Source organism: Flammeovirga sp. OC4 (genome assembly GCF_000812565.1).
GTDB lineage: Bacteria > Bacteroidota > Bacteroidia > Cytophagales > Flammeovirgaceae > Flammeovirga.
On the sequence record NZ_JTAM01000073.1, the window covers coordinates 15465 to 36803 of the forward strand.

A 21339-nucleotide genomic window follows, 5' to 3' on the forward strand; every position below is an offset into this window, starting at 1 on the left:
ATAAGTGCAGAATATGTATATTATTGTTTTTTAGACTAATCAACATTAAAATTTCATAACAAGGCTATGATCTTCAATTCAGTTATGGCAGATCAAAAAAACTAACTTTTAACAAGATTCTCTATAGATTGAATTTGGAGCAAGAATACAGTTGAACTTGTAGAAAAATTAAGATGATTTGATGAATAATTTACATATACAAAGATATAGTGAACCTCCATTTTAAATAAGGGAAGGTGAACTAGCTCCTTTGTCGGATCCCTTGCAAAACATCTAGTTCACTTTGTAGATAAGTATAAGAAAAGTTGTTCATCTAAGACAAATCAAATTACTTTGAAGTCACCTAGAAAAATAGGCTACTAGAGATAGATTTTTTAGTAAACAAACTCTAAAACTTTTAATTCTTTTTAAAATTTAAAGACCTTTCTTTCAATAGAATTGTTCTCATCTTTTCTATCCAAAGAATCTATTATACTTTCTGCATAATTTATTTTAGGAGGTTCTGATACAAAATTTTCACTTTGAAAATTTTCCCCTTTTGAAGGTTTCTTATTATCAAAATAAGCTGTAAACTCTTTTAATTTTTTTAATGTGTTATTGAAAAATGGTAATTTTTCCTTAATATTTATTTCATTATCAAATTTTTCGTAGATGTTTTTTATTATATCAGGATCTTTTGCTTTTTCATTTACAATGATACGATAAAAAGTATTTTCAATATCCACATCAATTTGATCGAATTTGTTAGAAATAGATTCAGAGATATAATATAATGTTGATAAGGTTCTTCTTAATTCATATAAATCAGGATATTTTTCGTGAAGTTGATTCTCAATTTCATTATACATTTCATTGTCTCTAATGTATTCGTCATATTTCAAACGTGTATTACTTTGAATACATTCATATGTGATCTTAATATACTTTTCAAGATCTTTGTTATTATATAAAATAAAATTTTTATTAAGAACATTTTTCTGATCTACATTAAGAATATATCTATGATTTCCTCCATTTAGAATTAAATATTCAAGTAACTCTTTTGTAGGTTTTTTTTTATCTTTTTCTACTGCTGATATAAAAGACTGTGAAACCCCAAGGATCATTGCTAAATCTTTTTGATTGATATTTAGCGATTTACGAACAGTTTGTATTCTTTTTCCAAATTGGATCTCCATAAATATTTAAATTTATTTTGAAAAATAGAACCCGGGTTCTATTTTTGAACTTTAACGGTTGTTAATGTATAATAAATACAAAAATAAGACAATCTTTTAATAGATTATATATTTTTTTAATACAGGTTAAAAATGATAGCAAACCCTTTTGAAGAACTCTTTTTAAGATTAAACTCTCTTGAATCTAAAACAGAAACTCTTCTAAAAAAAATAGATTCTATGTCTCAAGAATCTAAAGAAAACAACGACAGATTGACTATTCAACAATTGTCACAAGAATACAGTCTTTGTAGATCAACGATCCACAAATTTATGAAAGATGGAAGACTGAAATATCATAAATTTGGTCGAAAGACTTTATTTAAAAGAGTAGATATTGAAAAATGTATTACAACTAAAGGAAAACATATGTAGCACTCTCTATTCAAATTAACCTGTGTATAAATAAAAAAGGTAAAACGACTGCCATCGTAATACCTTCAGATTTTATTTGTACACAGTACAATTATACTAGATGATAAAGTTAAACAATTCACCAGACTTGAACAATATTTCAAGTCTGGAAGATACTGTATTGCCCAAAAATACATTAAAATCAGAGGTGAAATACCCTTTTCCACTTTATGTATTTTCAAAGTATATACAAGAGACTCTATTAGAATTACAGGATGTATTTTCATTTGAGAAGCCATACACTGCGATGACAACACTTGTTGTTTTAAGTGTAATTATTGGAGGAAAAATGAGGGTGATTGTGAAAAATGGTTGGACTACAATTCCAAGTATTTATACAGCTATTATTGGTAACTCAAGTATTGGTAAATCGCCAGCTATCAAAATCATTTTGAAAGTACTTACTTCTATTAATGAAAAAGAAATAGAAAGGTATGAAGCAAAGAAAGCAGAATGGGAAGCAGCTATTGTAGGAATGAATGAGACAGAGAAAAGGGAATTTATTTTAGAAAATAAAGAACCTACTCGTAAACGTTTAATCACTTCTGATGCTACACAAGAATCGTTATGTCATCTATTAGCTAAAGATTCTTTAGTGCTTTTTAAAGATGAGCTGATAGGTTGGCTAAAAAGCATGAATCAATATCGTCAAGGTGCAGATATTGAGTTTTTCTTGAGTGTATTTAATGGGCTTGTGGGTGAGGTAGATCGTGTAGGTAAGAATTTATATGTGAAAGATCCATTTCTTTCAATAATAGGAGGAATTCAACCTAGCATTTTGCCTCAACTTACAAAGAATGGAAATGGGGATAATGGATTTTTATATCGAATTCTTTTTGTCATGCCAGAGAGTGAGAGTGTGAACTACCTCTCAGAGAAAGAGCTTTCTAGTAATCGTTTAGATACGTTCTATAAGAAAATGGAAGGGTTGTATGATGCCTTACAGGACGAGGAAATGAGATATATTCCTTTATCTCAGGAGGCAAGAACCTACTTCATCAGTAGCTTCAATCATTATTTGAAAGTAGCATCTGAAACAAAGGATGATGCTATTATTTCCGCTTATAAGAAAGTTGGTGATTACATGCCACGTTTTGCATTGTTGCTTGAAGTGCTTCATCAATTATTTGATGATAAAATTGGCGTACATGTGGAGAGTATTTCGTTAGCAAGCATGGAAAAAGCTAAATTGCTTTGTGATTATTTCATTGGAACCGCAAATGTAGTGTTAGAGCAAACTCATGGTAAATCTACATTACAAGGTAATCATCAATCCTTTTTAGATTTGATACCTGAAAATACACTTGTAACAACATCTGAACTTCATAAAATCGCTGAACAAGTGGGTATTAAAACGTCAAACTTCAAAAATAGGTTGCTCCCAAAATTACTTGAAAAAGGGATGCTGAAGAAGACAGATAAAAGGGGGGAATATATCAAAAACGTCAGCTAGTGTATACTATGTAGATTTTGTATACTAAGTGGAAAAATCACCCATTTCAATATCAAAAATACAGTTTTTCAAAGGAATGTTAGTCTACATTGTGTGTATACTATGATGTAGACTAACACCCAAAAATTAATTAATTCATTTAATATGACATTTTCAAATCAAAAAACATGGAGTATCAGTCTGGATACCCGAAGGGGAGATCACACCCCAAAGAAAGTGGTATGCCCCAATTGTGGGAAGAAAAAATTAGTAAGATATTTCAATTTTGAAACCAATGAATACCTCCAAAATGATGAAGGAAGGTGTGACCGCCAAGAGAAATGTGGTTATCATAAAAAGCCTACTTATTCTAAAAATGATGTGATCTTTCGACCTAAAAAAATTACTGTCAAAGAAGAGTTTGATGTCCTAGAGAAGCGGTTACTTTATCAGCAAAAAGGAGAAAGTCAATTTGCTAATTCGATATTAGACAAATTTGGAACAGGTGCCTATTGGCATTTACATCTGAAGTATCATTTGAATACTTACAACTTCAAATCGAATCATTCTTTGGATGATGCAGTGATGTTCTGGCAAATCGATAAGCAGAACCGAATTCGCACTGCTAAAATAATGAAATACGACCCACAATTGAAACGAGTGAAGAGTGGATATTCAACGGATTGGTTACATAGTATTTTAATGAAAGAAGGAAAACTAAACTCAAACTTTCACTTAAAGCAATGCTTCTTTGGAGAACACCTATTGAATCAAGATTTGAATAAAACTATTGCTATTGTAGAGTCTGCAAAAACAACGTTACTGGGGGAGCTTTGGAAGCCACAATATATATGGTTATCGACAGAAGGATTGAATGGTTTGACTCTTGATAAAGCAGAAGCATTAATAGGTCGTAAGGTAATTCTAATACCTGACTTTAGTGAACAATCTAGAGAACTATGGAAAGAAAAAGCAAAGGATATCCAATTGAAATACCAAGTGGATATACAGCTCTCAAACATAGGAGAATCATTAAATGACGGCTCTGATTTAGCCGATCTAATCCTAAGTGACAAAGAAATAATCAATAGTATCAAACAACGTTTTGGCAACGACTTAATGCTACACCCTAAAAATATAGTAGGACTTTATAAACCACTGTTTAAGAGTGGATATTCATATTCTTTTATGGATATGCAGGATATTTTAAGTGGTTGTAATACAGGTGTATATCCTGTATTTCCATGTATGGATAAAGTAATGATCTCATTAATCGAATGGGGTTGCAAAGAAATAATTAATGATAACAAAATAATATTTTAAAATGAGAAAAATTGAATTAGCAAACTATATAAAATTGGTTGATAGTTATGCTGAATTATTAGAATCAAGACCTTATGGAATGCGTTATAAGGCACTCTACAAAACAGTTCATGTATTGGTTTATTTTCTACCAATTATGAGTATTTGCTCAGGAGTCTGGTTTGTGAAATCAACATTTGATTTACTCTTTCAACCTATAGTCGCATTAATTACTTCAGCAATTGTGATATTGATTTGGGAGTATGCAAAGTCAGTGAGTATTTCGTCTTTGTTTCAATCTAAATATAGAAAAGAACCCATTGGTTTATTGACAATATTAGCTTTGATATTTAGCCTAGGGAGTATTTATTTTTCTTGTAAAGGAATTGATCAATGGTATGTTGAAGTAAAGTTAGATACGACTGAAATAACAGCAAATTATTCGTCTAATAAGAGTTCGTTGGATAGTATCGCTGAGACAAGGAAAAGTTTCTATGAAACAAAGCTCTTACATCTGGATAAGGCAAGTAAGAAACGCTGGGGACAGATGCTTACAAAGGAAGAAAATTTAAGGGTTTTACAGTATGAAGATCGTTTAAGACAAATTGATTTGAATCTTCAAAACGATAAGAAGAAGCTAGAAGACACCTATCAAACCAAGATTAAGAAGTTAAGGAATGAAAGTGAAGAACCTAGAATTATTTTGGTGATATTATTCCTTCTCATTGACTTAGGAATTGCATTTGGTTATTGGTTTATCGTCTACTACCAATATCAATCTGTCAACGAACTTTCCACGCTTATTAAAATAAAGCCAGATTGGAAAACAGCACTAACATCATTACATGAAGAACTACATGACCATGACATAAAACAAGGAAATCATAATGATAAAGACGGTTTGCCTAGTACCGACCCTCTTTCTTCAATCAAAGAAAAAGAAGAAGCACTCTTGTCTGCAATACATAATGGATGCAGAGACATGAGGAAACTATGCAGTTTAGGGTTTAATCCCTCACAAGTTAAACAAGCTCTAAAGGAGCAAAACTAATTTCATTACAAATGGAAAAATTACAAGAACAAGTGATAGCCCTCTATGAAGAAGGGCTGTCCTATCGCAAAATTGGGGCAGAAGTAGGTTTGTCTCACGGAAAAGTAGGAGAGATTATAAGAGGAAGAGCCTCTTTGCAAGGAAATCCTCCTATGGATGGAACAGAATATGAACAGATTCATGATGATTTTGTTCCAACAGAATCGACTTCTAAGAAGTTGAAGAAAAAGTCTAAAAAAGACAAGGAAGCCAAAGCGATGAAAAAACAAATGGCTAAGATGCAAAGCGAGTTGCAGTTTTATAAAGATGAGCTTGAAAAGAGCCAATCTAAAGCGCAGGAGTTAAATGGTACCTTAGAATTTCAAGAAAAAGAAGGAAAACTTCAACAAGAGATAATAGGGCACTTTGAAGAAGTATTAGCTTTAGATGGAGTATCAATGTGCAATGAAGAGGTGTTGCATGTGTTTAATGAGCTTTGGGATTGGAAAAGGGAGGTCTCAGAAGCACCAAAACTCTTTAAAGCATTCAAAGAAGAGTATTTCCTCGTTGTCAAGCTTTCGGATTACTTTGAACAAGGACTAAGAAAATTTGACGAAAACAACTCTTTAGAGACAGTGAAGTTTAACTTCTCACCAGAAGTAGTATCAGAAATCGAATCATTCATTTAAAACCGAAAAACAATGCTTAATCTTTTTTTAAAGAACCATATCAATCAAGAAGAAGAATTCAACAACGAAGAGTCAATAGTAGATGTTGAAGCAGATCAAACGGAAATCATAGATGATACCTCAGAAGAAGAAGAGTCAGAAGAACCACTTTCAGGAGGTTTTACAGATGATTATTACCGATTATTGGAGAAAAAAAGAAGTACAGAAATTTATATAAAATAGTACTAGCTTTTATCCCATTTTTAGAGCAGATTTTCCGCAAGGAGGTCTGCTCTTTTAGTTTTATACAGTTAGTCTACATTAAAGTATACATCGAAATGTAGACTAACTTTTATCTGAAAACTGTAAATACAGCTCAAAATTGAAGGTTTTGGGGAGTTAGTATACAAAATATACATAGTATACAGTATTTTTTTAAAAGCTTATTTAAAGATCTATTACGTGGTGAAGGAAATCAAAAATTATAAATGAATAACCTTTCCAAGATCAAAGCTTTGATGTTCTCCTAATTGTACATACCCCAATTGATTTGTGAGCATTTGTGTATTTCCAATTTGGAAATCCATCATATTTCGGTGGCTATGACCGTATATCCAGTATTGAATTGTATTTTCAAGGATAAAATCTGTCTTATCAACACAAAATGCCTGATTTAAAATACTACCATAGAAGTCGGGGTGGTTACATTCTTTACTTGGTAGATGATGTGTAATGACGATCTTATTTTCAGGTTTATTAATTTCAGATTGAAGGAAATCAAAACACTTTTTATGTACGTCATTATACTTTTCAATATCTATTAATTCACCATTATATTTAATACGGTGAAAATCATTCATTCTACGTTCGATGATGGTATTATGTGGTGAAATCTTAGACCAAAGCGTAGAAAAAATCAAGCGATAACCATCAATCACGATAGAGTAGTTATTAACTAAATGAACATTGGGTAGTATATCCATGCAATAATGGTCTAGTGTAATACTTAAATCAAACCCGTTATAATATTCATGGTTGCCAGGAATCAAAAATACACGCTCAAATAGTGTAGAGACTTTTTGTATAAAATCCAATTCTGCAAAATCTTGATCTAAGTAATAGGTATCACCTGCAATAATTAATATCTCTCCTTTAACTTCTAACGGATTTTCTTTTATCCATTTTCGGTTTTCCTCAAATTCAAGATGTAAGTCAGAGCAAATTTGGATTTTCATAACGTAAAATTTAGGACTTAGTCTACATTGAAGTATACAGTACAATGTAGACTAACTTTGACTTAAAAACTGTAAATACAGTTCAAAATTGAATGTTTTGGGAAGTTAGTATACGAAATATATATAGTATACATTGCCTACAAATAACCACTTAAATATAATGTTCACAACTTTTCTAAGTTTTATCTATTTTTCTTGTGTTAAACAATTGATTATTAGCTAAGTTTAAAACTACATCTTTGAATATACATCTTTTGACTTGATCGATCGATTAATAAATTATAATAAATAGGGGTTTTACCTCTTTTTTACACATTTAATAGTATAACTCTCGTATAACTTGTCAATCACATATTTAGTTGGGATAAGTACAGTTAATTGGAGTACTATTAATATTATTTGAAAGTTTAACTACAACATGCAAAATATTTTACCTTCAGATGTTAAGACTTACGATGACATCTTAAAATACAATGAAAACCTTTATATCCCATTTCGCAAAAATGCATTGGGACAAGAGGAATATCTAAATGTGTTACAAATCAAAGTTGATTTACTTAAAGAGGAACTATACAAATATAGAAATGATCTTGAAGGTGTTGAAAAAGATCTTCTTGAAAGCATTGGAAAGAGGCTTCAAAAAGTATTACTAAAAGAGAAAGTATTCCCAGTAAAAGATGCACCTTATGAGGGAGATTACTTTATTACATCTTCTCCTTTTGAAGAAAACCTATATTCTTTATCGACATTTCTAGATAGATTCTGTCCAAGGCAAAGTTTTTATGATCAGGTAAATTCATCTACAGGCAGATCGCATGATGATGATTATGGTGGAGTAGCTTTAAATTACTGTAAGGTGCTTACTTCTTATGCAGATGATGATATTATCGATTTGAGAAATGAATATCAAAAGCCAGAGTACTTAGGAATTCATCTTGAAACCGGAACTTTTATTAAAGTTGTAAGAGAGAAGGAAACATATATCTATCTAAAAGATTTAACCCCAGTCTCTAATTTATTACCGTTAGCCTTAGAGTATAAGCTCACTACACCTACTAATGAATATGATGGGCTTTTATTGGATGAAAGTTATATAACACTTCTCAACAAGTATGCAGAAAAGGCTTTAAGTAGTTATCGTGATGATGAAGCAAATGTTACTATTCAACTTACATCCGAGGCGTTTTTTGATACTTTAATTCAAGGAATCGAAACATTAAATGGGATGCATTCAGATGGAAAAGTTCATGGTAATTTTTATGCCGGTTGTATTGATTTTCTAGAAAGTAAATGGGTATTGAAAGATAGTTTAAACCTTAGCATTGGAGCAGTGAGTCCTTCAAAATACGATAAATATTTTGCACCTGAACAACTTCTTCTCCAACCTTTAGATGAAAGAACTGATATCTATTTTATAGGACTTGTGATCTTGAATTATATTGGAGCTCAACAATTTGGGAAGACATCGGATTATTATATTCCTGACGCTAATGGCATTGTAAAGCATCAGATATTACTTGATGAGCCATTTGTTTATATCTCTCCTGAGAGTTCAATTTTTGAGGGAAATAGAGATAGTAAAAATAAATGGAGAGCTTTTTTAGAAAAGTGTCTTGCTTTTGATATGAATAATAGATTTAGCTCAGTAGATATTCTTCTTGAGGAATTAAAAATTTTGATTGAAAAATACCCTATTATGAAATTGGATGCAAGAGGTCTTGGAGCCTTAGGACTGAAAACAGACGTGGCTTTGCTTAATGGAGAAGTAGTGTATGGTTATGATGTATAATATTTCTAGTAGTTAGTTATGATGAGAATGCAAAAGATCTTATTGATACTAGTAGTTGTGTTAGGAGTAACTCCATTAATACATGCTCAGATGTTTACAGATCAAGATATTGAAGAAATACGTTCTGAATTTATCCAAAGTGATGAAGTTATTAAATTACAAAATAGACTATCATCCAATATTCAACCTTCTGAAGCCTTAGATATAGAATATCAGATTGATACAATGATTATATATCACATTTTTCAAACACTTTCATATAGGGCTGGCGGTAGAATGAAAAGAACTTCTCTAGTGCTTATTTGGGAATATGATAAACTATTGAATAAGTACTATCAAAAATTAATGAGTGTTTTAAATGATGAAGAGAAAGAAAAACTAATTCTTTCTCAGAGGATGTGGATTAAATTTAGGGATCGAGAAGATGATTTTAAAGGGGTATTATCCTGTATCAATCCGGTTAAGCACGGAACTATGACTACAGAAATTTCAAATTATTATAGAAGTGAAATAATAAGACGGCGAGTGGAAGATTTTACTAACTATTTAAATTGGTATTATTTCTTTGAAGTAGAGGTACATTAATTAGAAGTTTTTACGTTTTTGACTCTTTTTTTATTCAATAACAAAAAGGAGTATAACTAAATATTTTTCAAGCAAAATAAACTTACCCATTAGTGATGTTAAAATTAAAAATGAATGAAATTACGTTGATTAGTGATGGTGTAATTAACGTGTTGCATAAGAATTACTTTATCAATCAATCGGAGTTTGAAATAATCAAATATTATAAATCCTCAAATAGTTCAAAGGTATTTATGTTTGATGTAGTAAGTACTTTAAAAATAAAGTTGATTCTGCTGAATGATTATAAAAAAACATTGTTCAAAGAAGTATTCAAAACTCCAGAAAAACTGAAAAAATATCCATCACTTTATAAGGAGTTTAAGGAGGTTTTTAAACATCTAATTCCTCGAAAACCTAAAACTAAACCGAATAACAAAAAAACTAAAAAACAGAAGATAGAAGTAAAAAAAGAGGTAATTGATGTCCAAAAAGAGAATAGATCACTAAATAATACTAATACGGTAACAAGCTATACTTGTAGCTGGTGTGATGTAGATTTTGAAGATGGACACTTGAAAGTGAAACATCCTAAATATCAAACTAAATTAGCTTATCCCTTTGCAAAATCAAGAAAAAGCTTTGAGGCAGTAAGAGATCATATCGAAAGTAAACTACAGAGCGACACGCTTATTGTCCACTTAAAGGGATATAGTATTAGTAGAATTGAGGGAATAAATGATTTATATAAAGTGTTGGAATTGACTCCTTCAAAAAGAAATTATAAAGTACTAGATAGTCTCAAAGATAAACCAAAAGGTGAAATTTTAAGGGATGCAATGAAAAAGAAAAGCAATGCACAATTGCTTCAAATTTTCACAATAGATCCTAAAAAGAAAAAGTATATCAAGAAATTGTCTGAAAAGCAGCTTGAGGATTATAAAATTATTCCAGTGGTGGAAAAGGTAAAACTCCATAATACTTACACTGAACATGATTCATTTATCTTTACTGTAAAAACGTTAGGTACCTCAGAGAAAGTGTCATTGATATGGGAAAGCTGTTTGTCTGGAAAAGCAACTCATATTTTCACAACTAACATCCCGAGATATGATAAGATTGTGAATAATTTAGAGACTTTTATTACTGCTGAAGAAGGGTATAAGAGAAGTAATCTTTGGGATGCAAACCCCTCGTTGAGACAAAGCTTAGGTTATCAAAAATCTCTTAAACACATCAGTTCTGAAACACTAATTGATTGGTGGTTTAAGATTCGTAACATAATACGGAATTAATAACATTTGATGATTATTTAATCTGTATGTTATTGATGTTTTAGTAACAAAAACCACTATATTTAACCTATTAAAAACAACAATAGATCCAATTTTATCCATGTCTCAATACTCCCCTGGAATACGTATTACAACAAGAGGTGAAGATTTTTTAATTACCAAAGTTCAAGACAATTTCAAACAAGGCACCCTGCTTTTTTGTGAGGGGGTAAGTGACCTTGTAAAAGGAAAGTCTTATGTGTTTGATACCGAGTTAGATAAAGATATATCGCTCTTGGAAGCTGAGAATACTAAGATCATAGCAGATAAGAGTGATCGTTATAGATTGACAAAATTATTATTGAATACTCAAATACGCAATGCCAATTTTGAGTCAAATAATATAGAGATAGCGGAAAAAGCAGCCATTAATCCCACCGAATTTCAATATACTCCTACAAAACAGGCGTTACAGTTACCAAGACCAAGAATTCTGATTGCAGATGCCGTGGGTTTGGGTAAAACCATTGAAGTAGGTATTATGATGTCTGAACTGATCAAAAGAGGTAGAGGAAAGCGTATTTTAGTGGTAGCGTTGAAATCGATCTTAGGGCAGTTTCAGCAAGAGTTATGGTCACGTTTTGCGATTCCTTTAGTACGACTAGATTCGGAAGGGATTGCTAAAGTGAAAGCTGAACTTCCTGCGAATAAGAACCCATTTGATTATTATGATAAGATCATTGTTTCAATTGATACACTAAAGAATGATGCAAAATTCAAGCATTATCTGGAGAAAGCACATTGGGATATCATTGCCATTGATGAGGTACATACGGTGGCCAATATCAGTAGTCAGAGAGGGAAGTTAGCACAGTTTTTATCAGAGCGTTGTGAGTCCTTGATTTTAACATCGGCTACGCCTCATAATGGAAGAAAAGAAAGTTTTGCGAATCTGATTTCTATGATTGAGCCAACAGCCATTCCAAAATCAGGAGAATATACCAAAGATGATGTTAAGCGCTACTATGTAAGGAGGTTCAAGAAAGATTTGGATGAAGAAGCGGTACAAGGAAAGTTCCAAGACCGTAAGATCATTTCTTTACAAGCCAACTTGATGCATGCAGAAGAAGAGTTCCTTCGTTTTCAACAGAAGATGAAAATTAAAGATCTGAATGAACATAAGGGGAAACGTAAAGGAAAAAGGGATCACTTGTTTTCAATTATCCTTTTTAAAGCCTATTTATCTTCACCTGAAGCATGTTTGTCTACTTTAGAGGGTAGGCTGAAAAAAATGCAGAAGCAGGAGGAAGAAGGAAAAATAGTTGAAACAGCAGATATTGAAGAGGCGATCCGTTTGGTGCGTAATGTAATTGAAACCAAAGCCGATGCAAAGTATGCTCGTTTGGTTGAAGAATTAAAAAAGCTGAAATGGAAAGGGGGTAAAAAGGACCAACGTATTTTGGTCTTCGCAGAACGTAGAGATACCTTAGATGCCTTGCAGGAAAAATTACAAGCAGATTTTTCTTTAAAGGAAAATGCCATTCGAATGTTTCATGGTGGATTGAATGATATTCAGCAACAGGAAGCTGTAGAAGATTTTGGAAAAGAAGATTCTTCTGTCCGTTTATTTCTAGCTTCTGATGCCGGTTCTCAAGGGGTCAACCTTCACTACTACTGTAATGTGATGTTTAATTATGACATTCCTTGGTCGTTAATTACTTTAGAGCAGCGTAACGGGCGTATTGATCGTTTTGGACAGCAACATACACCATATATTTATTATTTAGTTGCCAATTCTGGTTTAGATGGTGTAAAAGATGATCTTCATATCGTCAATAAGTTGACTGATAAAGAAGAGGAAGTGCACAATACTTTGGGTGATGCTGGAGCAGTAATGCATTTGTATAATGCTGAAAAAGAAAATGAATATGTAGCGGAAGCGATAACTGAAAATAAACCAACGTTTTTAGAGAAAGAAGCTACCTATGGTAATGTAGAAGAGGAGGAAGAGTTTGATTTAATGGCGTTACTTGAAGAAGAGAGTACACCTTTAACAATCCCTGAAACGAAAGGTGAATCAAGAGGCGATCAAATCGAGTTCTATGAGAGTGATGATGAATATTATCAACAATTGATTGCCTACTTGATCCACAAAGAATTACTCTCAGAAGAAGAAATTTCTATTGGATCAGACAATTTGATTTCTATCCGAAATACAGAAGCATTACAAGATATATTATATGATTTACCCAAAGAAGCGAAACCATCTATTGGGGAATCTTACAAGCTGACCACAGACAAAGAAGCCATTCAAAGAGGAATTGAAGAGGCTAGAAAGAAAAAAGGAGAATGGCCTAAGTGGCAAGTGTTGTATGATCTGCATCCTTTGGTAAAAGTGTTGATGAATCGTTTAGTAGGAAGTATCGACAAAGATTCTGCTTTGGCCATCAAAACAACCAAAGTCAATGAAGGAACATCACATTACATTTTCCATGGGCAAGTATCCAATGCTTTAGGGCAACCCGTTCTTTCTGAGTTTCTTGTAGTGTCTATTGGTACAATGGGCAACTTGATAGGAAAACCAATGGCTCTAGAAGACTGGTTGAGGGAACATCCTATTCATGAAGAAACTTATACAAGAGAAATCACTGAAAAGGATCTTTCTAACGTACAAGATAACCTTGATATGGCTTGTATGATGGCTAAAACACCTTATCTGTTTGAGAAACAAACCAACAGACAGTTTGAAATGGAGGAGCGCATGAAGGAATACCAACAGAAGCTCGAAGAATGGAGAGATAAGTCACACAAGACGTTAGAAATCAAGTTTGAGGAGACAAGTAATACCATCTTAAAACGTAAAAAAGAAAAGATGGACAAAGAAATTACGGCCATTTCAGATGAAACCTCTCAATACTTTAACGATATGGCTACCTTATCCAATGAGCCTTATCTAAAGCTGTTGGCGGTGGCATTTAATTAAAATCCCCAGGATTGAAATCGTGGGCTTATGATGTGGGATGCATCAACAGCCCACGATTTCAATCATGGGAACAAGATGTAAATGATTTCAATCATAGAATATTGATTTAATGTGTTTTTTTGTAGTTTAGAATTTCGATTCATAATTCAAATTCTAACTACATGCCTCACAACAATTGTCAACTATGGTTCCATATTATTTGGACCACTAAAAACAGAGACGCTGTTTTTACAAGAGATTTATTGATACATAGATTAGGACCTTTACTTAACGAGATTGCACATGAGAAAGGTATTGATTTACAGTTTACAAATGGATACAAAGAACATATTCATTGTTTAGTAAAATTGTCTTCTACTCAAAACATTGCAACTGTTGTAAAAAACTTAAAAGCGATTTCAGCGAAAAGAATAAATGATCAAAAATGGTTTGATTTTATATTTTCTTGGCAAGTTGGGTATAGTGCATTTTCAGTCAGTCCTAATCGAGTACCAGTAGCTATTAATTATATCAAAAATCAATGGGAAAAACATCAAAAGATGGATTTCTCAACTGAAATACAAAATATGTCTTAGGATTGAATTCATGGACTTATGATATGTTTTGCATCAACAGCCCACGAATTCATTCGTGGGTTACAAGGTGTAGATGATTATCATGGATAAACAATATCCCACGAATGAATTCGTGGTCTTATGACGTGAGATATGCATCAACAGCCCACGATTGAAATCGTGGGTATGCGTATCGTAGATTATCAATTCCCATGAATAAATTCATGGGCTGATGAAAGAAAAAATACATTATGCTAAAATTCATTCACAATCACGGAGATTTCTTCACCTCCAACTATTTTGATGATAACCTGATCAGCAAAGTGAAAGCAAAATCAGGATATGCAGAAGAAGACCTTAAAGAATTACAGAAGAAAGTAGGTCGCTTAAAAGAAGATTACTTTACCTTCAAGAAAGAGTACATCGGTTTACGCCGACCAAAAGATAAAATCAATGCCACGTATAAGTTTCATACCAAGTTACTGACGGCTTTGGGCTATGATGCTGAACCCACAGATTACAAAGAATTATTCTTACTGAACGATGAACAAGGCATACCGGTAAGACACAAATTGTACAGAGCGGATCATCCTCACTTGTTTGTGATGGAGATGCAAGCCATGGTACAAGAAGGAGATGTACCACCAAAAGGATTGTTTGAGCAGAAATACATCGATGAAGATCCCGAAAACGACCAAGTGAAGTTGGAGTTTAGCCAACGATCACAACGTTATACAGCAAGTCAGTGGGAAGGAGTATTTCAAGTACCAGAGGATATTAATATCTCTCCAGCCATTATAAACCAAGCCATTGGAGAATTGTTTTTGTTGGATCAAAAAGAACGCCCTCAATATGTATTGCTTTTAGCGGGCAATCAGGTGTTTTTAATGCGAGACGACAAATGGGGCAGAGGAAGCTATTTACAATTCGATTTGGAAATGCTTTTCGATGAAGCAAGCCACAATAAAGGCTATTATGCCCTGTTGTACTTTATGCTTTCCAAAGAGAAATTAGCACCCGATGCCGATGTGATTCTAATGGATCAATTGGACGAAGAATCACATAAAAGTGCTTATGCCGTAACCAAAGACCTAAAAGAAGGGGTCATCAAAGCCGTAGAAGGACTTGCTAATGAAGCTGTTTATTACCTATCAAAAAACTCCCCACGAATAAATTCATGGGCTGAAGATGGGGCTTCAACAGCCCACGATTTCAATCGTGGGTTAACAGACGATGCATCATTAGCCCATGATTTCAATCATGGGAATACAAACGTTTCATTAAATGCTGACGATCTCAAAAACGACTGCCTAACCGTAGTCTACCGCCTTCTCTTTATCTTCTTTGCAGAATCTCGCCCAGAACTAGGTATTCTCCCTATGGACGATGAAGTCTACAAAAAGGGATATTCCTTAGATATGCTGCGCGATTTGGAACAAACGCCATTAAATACCGATGCACACCGTAATGGGTATTTCTTCCACGATTCTATTGCACAGCTTTTTGCTCTATTAAAAGGAGGCTACCGCAAAGAAGACGTCATTAATAAAACGGGCAACAATCGAAGTTTCTCAATGAAACCCTTGGATAGCCCAATGTTTGACGACGGACATTTTAAAGTATTGGAAGGCGTTCGTTTCCGTAATCATGTATGGCAAGAGATCATACAGCAATTATCACTTTCTCAAAAGCAGAAAGGAAAGCAGAGAGGAAGAATTTCTTATGCCAACTTGGGTGTAAACCAATTGGGTAGTGTGTACGAGAGTCTATTGGCCTTTAGAGGTTTCTTTGCAGAAGAAGAAATGATAGAGGTACATAGAGCCAAGAAAGCCAAAGAGACTTCAGAGAAAGTAGTGCGTGAAGACGGTTCTTTCTTAGTGCCTAGAAGTAGAAGAGACGAGTTTAAAGAAACGGAAATCTACCAAGAAGAAAACGGGGAGGACAAAAGGATTTTACAAGGAACGTTCTTGTACCGTTTGAGTGGGCGTGACCGACAAAAATCAGCCTCTTTCTATACGCCGGAGGTATTGACCCAAACCACCGTAAAATATACGCTAAAGCCTATTTTAGAGCGATTGGAAAAAGGGGAGATCCGTGCCAAAGATTTACTGGAAATGAAAGTGCTAGAACCTGCCATGGGTGCAGCAGCTTTCCACAACGAAGTGATCAATCAGTTGGCAGAGGTATATTTAGAGACCAGACAGAAAGAGAAGAAAGAGAAGGGAGATAATAATTGGAAAGTTCCTCCGGGAAAATACCAACAAGGCGAACTCCAAAAGGTGAAAGCCTATATTGCCACCAACAATGTGTATGGAATGGACTTAAACCCCACTGCCGTTGAATTGGGGAAATTGTCTCTATGGCTCAATGTGATTCATAAGGGCATGGAACCGCCTTTCTTTGGCTATCGTTTGGGAGCAGGTAATGCCACAGTAGGGGCTTGGTTGCGTGCCTATAAAAAAGACGATATTGAATTTGTACCTGTAGGCAAAACAGGGAAAAAGTGGGAGAAAAAAGAATGGTGGACCAAAGCACCTCGTAAACTTTCTTTCTTAAAAGGAGAAGGAACAATCAACCGTAAAGAAGGAGAGGTGTATCATTTCTTGTTGGCAGACAAAGGAATGTTGGCAGCAGCAGACCATAAAGAACTGTCGAAACGTTTTCCTGAAGCGAGCAAAAAAGCCAAAGAGATGCGTACGGAATGGTTACAACCTGCAAGAGCCGATGAACGCCAACGTTTAGCCCGTATTTCTGCCAAGATTGATACCTTATTGGTAGATTGGTCAGAACAACAAAAAGCCATCAATAGATTGACAGCTTCTACCGAAAAGATTTGGGGAATGCGTGAAAGTCATGACGAACAAATGGCTTTGGATACCACCGACTACGAGCAAAAAGAACGCTTAATCCAAACTCGTGACCTCAGCAATTCTCCTTACCACAAAATCAAAAGGGTGATGGACTATTGGTGTGCCTTATGGTATTGGGACCTCAAAGACATAGAAGACCTCCCAACCCGTACTCAATGGCTCACTGACATAGAAGCTATTCTTTCCTTATCAACAGCCCACGATTTCAATCGTGGGTCAACAATGGAAGCCAATCATGACACACATAATGAACAACGCGGACTAAGATCGAAAACCTCTCAACGCGATTTCGAAAAACGTGTCCTCGACCAAGCCAAAAAGCTCAAATCAGGACAATTAACCCTAGGGCAAGAACACACTTCTCTCCGACAAGAACGCATTGCCGAAATGGCACAACGCTACCGTTATTTCCACCCTCAATTGGAGTTTGTAGAAGTATTCCAAGATAGAGGTGGTTTTGATGTGATTGTGGGGAATCCACCTTGGGTGAAATTAGAATTTGAAGAAAAAGGGGTGATCTCTGAAAAGAATCCAGAAGTATTAATTCGTAAAGTTTCTGCTCCACAGGTACGTAAACTAAAAGAAGGTCTTTTAGCAGAAGACCCTCATTTAGCGAGTCTTTTTGATGAAGAATTGTATGAGTACTTGGGAGGTTCTGCTTTCTTAAATGCGTTACAAAACTTCCCATTATTAAAAGGGCAACAAACCAATTTGTACAAATGTATTTTAGAAAATGCTTTTGGTTTATTGGCACAACAAGGTTTTGCAGGTTTAGTTCATCCAGAAGGTACATATGATGACCCAAAGGGAGGTAGAATGCGTGAGGAGATTTATCAGAGATTGAAATATCATTTTCAGTTTAGGAATGAATTAGTTCTTTTTGCTGAAGTGATGCACACACGAAATTACGGTATCCATATTTATAAAGGATTGAATCAGAAGGTTAGTTTTGATTCAATTAATAATTTATTTCATCCATCCACAATTACAGGCTGTTATACTCATAATGGGAGTGGTATGTGTGGAGGATTTAAAGTAAAAGATGAGCAGACAGGAAAAATGTCATGGAATGTAAAACCTCATAAAGATAGAATCATACATTTCACAGAAAAACAACTTAACATTTTAGCCCAAACCTTTGAAAATTCATCAAATGGTAAGCAACCAAAGTTAGTTTCTATACATTCAAAACAAATTATTAATGTATTAGAAAAATTATCCAAGTTTAAAGGGAAAGTAGAAGATGTCGATTCTTATACTACTGTTTGTTGGGATGAAACAAATGCAGTAAATGCAGAAATTATAAAAAGAAAAACAAAATTTCCTAACCTTCAAGAATGTGAATTAATTTATAGTGGGCCACACTTTTTTGTAGCTAATCCATTCAATAAAATACCAAGAGAAGTATGCAATAAAAGCTCTGATTATGACACTGTAGATTTAAATATTGAAGATGTTATTTCTAAGGATTTCTTACCAAGAACCAACTACGTGCCTGCCGAAGACCTTAGACAGTTTAGAAATAGGATTAAAGGCTTGGAGAATGGGAAAGAGTGGATTGAGGAGTATAAAGTCTGTTTTAGTAAAATGCTTGATGTCGCTGTTGAAAGAACTTTACAGCCTTCAATTATTCCTCCTAAAGTTTCGCATGTACATGGAGTAATTTCAATGGTTTTTAATTCAGATGATTCAGCAATAGAATTTTCAGGTTTATGTGCTTCATCAGTTATTGATTTTTATATAAAAACGTTAGGTAAAAGTAATATAGGAAGTGATATTTTTAGAAGTATGCCTTTGGGTATTAATAAAAAATTCTACCCCCACTTAGCCCTAAGAACCCTCCTCCTCAACTGTCTTACCAAACCCTACGCAGACCTATGGGAACGCAACTACGATCCCACATGGAACAGCATGCAATGGAGTAAAACAGACCACCGCTTACCAAGCTTTGCCAACTTAAAACAAACCTGGGAGTGGTCCACACCACTACGTACCTACTACGCCCGCCGTTGGGCCTTAGTAGAAATTGACGTCATCACCGCCATGGCATTAGGCCTCACCCTAGAAGAATTACAACTCATCTACAACGTACAATTCCCCGTCCTCCAACAAAACGAAGACGACACCTGGTACGACCAAAACGGCAAAATTGTTTACACTGTAAGTAGAGGACTTAATGGAGTAGGGATCAGTAATGATCCAGAAGATAAAAAGTTTTGGAAATCAATAAAAGATAAAAAAGAAGGTCAGTTTAAATATACCATTGAGAAATCAGAAATGTACAAAGGGCAAGAAGTGGTGTACCAAGCACCTTTTGAGAAATGTGACCGATTGAAGGATTATGAGGTTGCTTGGGGGTATTTTGAGGGGGTGTTTAATAAGAACTAAGAGAATCATAATTACTTGATGTATAGTTAAAGTTGGTAAACATTAAGCGAGAAGAACGATAGATGTTTACCAATTTTAACGCTGTTTTTTTGGAAATTCACTTAAAAGTGAATTATTTTGAGTTCAGAAAAGTTATAAAAGTGGGATATTACACAATTAATGAATTTCAAACGTATGAAAAAGTAACCTACTATACTTTACAAGAAGTAGATGAAGAAGGAGAACCAATCGGTGATTCAGAAACGGATAATTTTATGAAACGTTTTATGAATACCAAGTACCGTTCTAATATTCAAAAACTTTTTAAAAGTATTGAAATTATTGGAAAGGAATATGGGGCACTGGATCGTTTTTTTAGACATGAACAATCTGCTCATGGATTACCACCTCCAACATCGCTATTTTCAACCATATTAAATGTTTCAGATGCAAAAATACCATTACGTTTATATTGTCTAAGAGTCACAGAAGAAGTAGTCATCTTATTTAATGGTGGGAATAAAACAGCAGCAAGAGCACAAGATTGTCCCAATGTGGCACCACATTTTAATTTTGCGAATAGAGCAGCAAATAGTATTGATCAATTAATTCTATCAAGAGATATCCAAATCAATGGACAAGATTTAGAATGCTCTGAAACTATAGAACTATAAAGTAAAACAGATATGCCAAGTAAATACCTTCAAGAATTAATGTCAGACATGCCCAAAGAGAATGAAATCTTTGTGGAACTGTCATTAGGGTTAATCAACCTTATCCATGAGGTATTGGAGAAAAAAGGTTGGACCCAAAAGGATTTAGCCAAAGCTTTAGGCAAAAGAGAATCAGAAGTGAGCAAATGGCTTACAGGGTCTCATAATTTCACTTTTAGAAGTATTTCTAAGTTAATGGCAGCTTTAGATGAGAAGCTATTAGAAATACCTAAAATGAAAAAAGTATCGAATAATAAAGAAGTAGTATTTACAACCGTTGCACTTACTCCTTCAAAAAAATATTCAAGATCAGGTTTTAGTGTAAGGAAAAGGTCACAAACTACTTTTAGTGATCTCTCTTCTAAAGCATTTGATTTTCAAGCATCATAAAAAACAATGGAACATAAAAATATACCCTTTCGGTTTGCAAAAATTGAAACAGATGAATTTGCTACCATAGAAGGAAATTTTGATGAAAGTAACGAAACCTTAGGAGTAGAAAATGGATACGATTTTGGTTTTAATGCCGATGATAAAGCGGTTGCTTTCACTTATAAATTAACACTTTTACAAGAAGAACAGCCTTTTCTTATTCTTAAAGTAACCGGTTTTTTTGAAATCGAGCCTAAAGCATGGGAAAATCAAATTGAACAAAAAGAGCAATATATTTTTCCAGTAAACTTATTACAACATCTACTCACATTAGTGGTAGGAACAACAAGAGGGATTATGCACACCAAGGTATCAGAACAACCTTACAGAGACTTTGTTCTACCCACTGTCAATGTCACTGAGATGATTACAGAAGACTTTGTTTTTGATAAAGAATAAAATTTAAACCTATGATTGAGTTCGTAGGTTTTTTTATAAGCAAACTTTAGAAAACCTAGATTAAAAGTAATTGAAATTAGCTCTGATAAATCTCTT

General features: G+C 33.9%; 17 protein-coding genes. 15 read left to right on the forward strand and 2 right to left on the reverse strand.

What is annotated here, in order from left to right; translation table 11 throughout:
• Nucleotides 1–407: 407 nt before the first annotated feature.
• Nucleotides 408–1178, reverse strand: a complete 771-nt coding sequence (locus tag PL77_RS24995; protein WP_044211499.1) for a helix-turn-helix domain-containing protein — start codon at nt 1176–1178, stop codon at nt 408–410.
• Between the two features lie 219 nt (nt 1179–1397).
• On the opposite strand from PL77_RS24995, the gene PL77_RS25000 reads away from it, so the two are divergent.
• The 6 genes from PL77_RS25000 (at nt 1398) to PL77_RS25025 (ending at nt 6306) form a co-directional block, all read left to right on the forward strand.
• Nucleotides 1398–1592 (forward strand): helix-turn-helix domain-containing protein, encoded by a 195-nt coding sequence (locus PL77_RS25000; RefSeq protein ID WP_172665948.1) that lies wholly within the window; start codon nt 1398–1400, stop codon nt 1590–1592.
• Nucleotides 1593–1692: 100 nt separating this feature from the next.
• Nucleotides 1693–3084, forward strand: coding sequence for a DUF3987 domain-containing protein (locus PL77_RS25005; RefSeq protein WP_044211502.1), 1392 nt, complete (start codon nt 1693–1695; stop codon nt 3082–3084).
• A 144-nt stretch (nt 3085–3228) separates the two neighbouring features.
• The gene (locus tag PL77_RS25010; RefSeq protein ID WP_044211503.1) at nt 3229–4386 is read left to right on the forward strand and encodes a DUF6371 domain-containing protein; all 1158 of its coding nucleotides are present in this window, start codon (nt 3229–3231) and stop codon (nt 4384–4386) included.
• 1 nt (nt 4387) lies between these two features.
• Nucleotides 4388–5416 carry a hypothetical protein gene (locus PL77_RS25015; protein WP_044211505.1) on the forward strand — a complete coding sequence of 343 codons (1029 nt, stop codon included), beginning with the start codon at nt 4388–4390 and terminating at the stop codon, nt 5414–5416.
• Between the two features lie 11 nt (nt 5417–5427).
• Nucleotides 5428–6084, forward strand: coding sequence for a hypothetical protein (locus PL77_RS25020; RefSeq protein WP_044211507.1), 657 nt, complete (start codon nt 5428–5430; stop codon nt 6082–6084).
• A 12-nt stretch (nt 6085–6096) separates the two neighbouring features.
• Nucleotides 6097–6306: a hypothetical protein gene (locus PL77_RS25025; protein ID WP_044211510.1), complete on the forward strand. Its 210-nt coding sequence runs from the start codon at nt 6097–6099 to the stop codon at nt 6304–6306.
• A gap of 239 nt (nt 6307–6545) precedes the next feature.
• On the opposite strand, the gene PL77_RS25030 is transcribed toward PL77_RS25025, so the two are convergent.
• The gene (locus PL77_RS25030) at nt 6546–7298 is read right to left on the reverse strand and encodes a metallophosphoesterase (RefSeq protein ID WP_044211511.1); all 753 of its coding nucleotides are present in this window, start codon (nt 7296–7298) and stop codon (nt 6546–6548) included.
• A gap of 418 nt (nt 7299–7716) precedes the next feature.
• Here PL77_RS25030 and PL77_RS25035 point away from each other — a divergent pair, with 418 nt between their 5' ends.
• From PL77_RS25035 to PL77_RS25075, 9 genes are all read left to right on the forward strand, one after another.
• On the forward strand, nt 7717–9087 hold the full coding sequence (locus PL77_RS25035) for a hypothetical protein (protein ID WP_044211513.1): 1371 nt from the start codon (nt 7717–7719) through the stop codon (nt 9085–9087).
• Between the two features lie 18 nt (nt 9088–9105).
• On the forward strand, nt 9106–9672 hold the full coding sequence (locus PL77_RS25040) for a lysozyme inhibitor LprI family protein (RefSeq protein ID WP_082026720.1): 567 nt from the start codon (nt 9106–9108) through the stop codon (nt 9670–9672).
• A 110-nt stretch (nt 9673–9782) separates the two neighbouring features.
• On the forward strand, nt 9783–10946 hold the full coding sequence (locus PL77_RS25045) for a hypothetical protein (protein ID WP_156152531.1): 1164 nt from the start codon (nt 9783–9785) through the stop codon (nt 10944–10946).
• Nucleotides 10947–11046: 100 nt separating this feature from the next.
• Nucleotides 11047–13908 carry a helicase-related protein gene (locus PL77_RS25050; RefSeq protein WP_044211519.1) on the forward strand — a complete coding sequence of 954 codons (2862 nt, stop codon included), beginning with the start codon at nt 11047–11049 and terminating at the stop codon, nt 13906–13908.
• Between the two features lie 161 nt (nt 13909–14069).
• On the forward strand, nt 14070–14483 hold the full coding sequence (gene tnpA / locus PL77_RS25055) for an IS200/IS605 family transposase (RefSeq protein WP_044211521.1): 414 nt from the start codon (nt 14070–14072) through the stop codon (nt 14481–14483).
• A 230-nt stretch (nt 14484–14713) separates the two neighbouring features.
• A complete protein-coding gene (locus tag PL77_RS25060) occupies nt 14714–19720 on the forward strand; it encodes an Eco57I restriction-modification methylase domain-containing protein (RefSeq protein ID WP_044211523.1) in 5007 nt (1668 codons plus the stop codon).
• A gap of 140 nt (nt 19721–19860) precedes the next feature.
• Nucleotides 19861–20373: a hypothetical protein gene (locus tag PL77_RS25065; RefSeq protein WP_156152532.1), complete on the forward strand. Its 513-nt coding sequence runs from the start codon at nt 19861–19863 to the stop codon at nt 20371–20373.
• Between the two features lie 12 nt (nt 20374–20385).
• Nucleotides 20386–20802 (forward strand): helix-turn-helix transcriptional regulator, encoded by a 417-nt coding sequence (locus tag PL77_RS31375; RefSeq protein WP_063769051.1) that lies wholly within the window; start codon nt 20386–20388, stop codon nt 20800–20802.
• Nucleotides 20803–20808: 6 nt separating this feature from the next.
• Complete coding sequence (locus tag PL77_RS25075; protein WP_044211526.1) at nt 20809–21243, forward strand: hypothetical protein; 435 nt, start codon at nt 20809–20811, stop codon at nt 21241–21243.
• Nucleotides 21244–21339: the final 96 nt, after the last annotated feature.

Excerpts from the sequence above, each read along its gene's own strand:
- PL77_RS25005 (WP_044211502.1), top strand. The coding sequence starts at position 1,693 with ATGATAAAGTTAAACAATTCACCAGACTTGAACAATATTTCAAGTCTG.
- PL77_RS25075 (WP_044211526.1), top strand. The coding sequence starts at position 20,809 with ATGGAACATAAAAATATACCCTTTCGGTTTGCAAAAATTGAAACAGAT.
- PL77_RS24995 (WP_044211499.1), bottom strand. The coding sequence starts at position 1,178 with ATGGAGATCCAATTTGGAAAAAGAATACAAACTGTTCGTAAATCGCTA.
- tnpA (WP_044211521.1), top strand. The coding sequence starts at position 14,070 with ATGCCTCACAACAATTGTCAACTATGGTTCCATATTATTTGGACCACT.
- PL77_RS25010 (WP_044211503.1), top strand. The coding sequence starts at position 3,229 with ATGACATTTTCAAATCAAAAAACATGGAGTATCAGTCTGGATACCCGA.
- PL77_RS25020 (WP_044211507.1), top strand. The coding sequence starts at position 5,428 with ATGGAAAAATTACAAGAACAAGTGATAGCCCTCTATGAAGAAGGGCTG.
- PL77_RS25035 (WP_044211513.1), top strand. The coding sequence starts at position 7,717 with ATGCAAAATATTTTACCTTCAGATGTTAAGACTTACGATGACATCTTA.
- PL77_RS31375 (WP_063769051.1), top strand. The coding sequence starts at position 20,386 with ATGCCAAGTAAATACCTTCAAGAATTAATGTCAGACATGCCCAAAGAG.
- PL77_RS25040 (WP_082026720.1), top strand. The coding sequence starts at position 9,106 with ATGATGAGAATGCAAAAGATCTTATTGATACTAGTAGTTGTGTTAGGA.
- PL77_RS25025 (WP_044211510.1), top strand. The coding sequence starts at position 6,097 with ATGCTTAATCTTTTTTTAAAGAACCATATCAATCAAGAAGAAGAATTC.
- PL77_RS25050 (WP_044211519.1), top strand. The coding sequence starts at position 11,047 with ATGTCTCAATACTCCCCTGGAATACGTATTACAACAAGAGGTGAAGAT.
- PL77_RS25015 (WP_044211505.1), top strand. The coding sequence starts at position 4,388 with ATGAGAAAAATTGAATTAGCAAACTATATAAAATTGGTTGATAGTTAT.
- PL77_RS25060 (WP_044211523.1), top strand. The coding sequence starts at position 14,714 with ATGCTAAAATTCATTCACAATCACGGAGATTTCTTCACCTCCAACTAT.
- PL77_RS25000 (WP_172665948.1), top strand. The coding sequence starts at position 1,398 with ATGTCTCAAGAATCTAAAGAAAACAACGACAGATTGACTATTCAACAA.
- PL77_RS25045 (WP_156152531.1), top strand. The coding sequence starts at position 9,783 with ATGAATGAAATTACGTTGATTAGTGATGGTGTAATTAACGTGTTGCAT.
- PL77_RS25030 (WP_044211511.1), bottom strand. The coding sequence starts at position 7,298 with ATGAAAATCCAAATTTGCTCTGACTTACATCTTGAATTTGAGGAAAAC.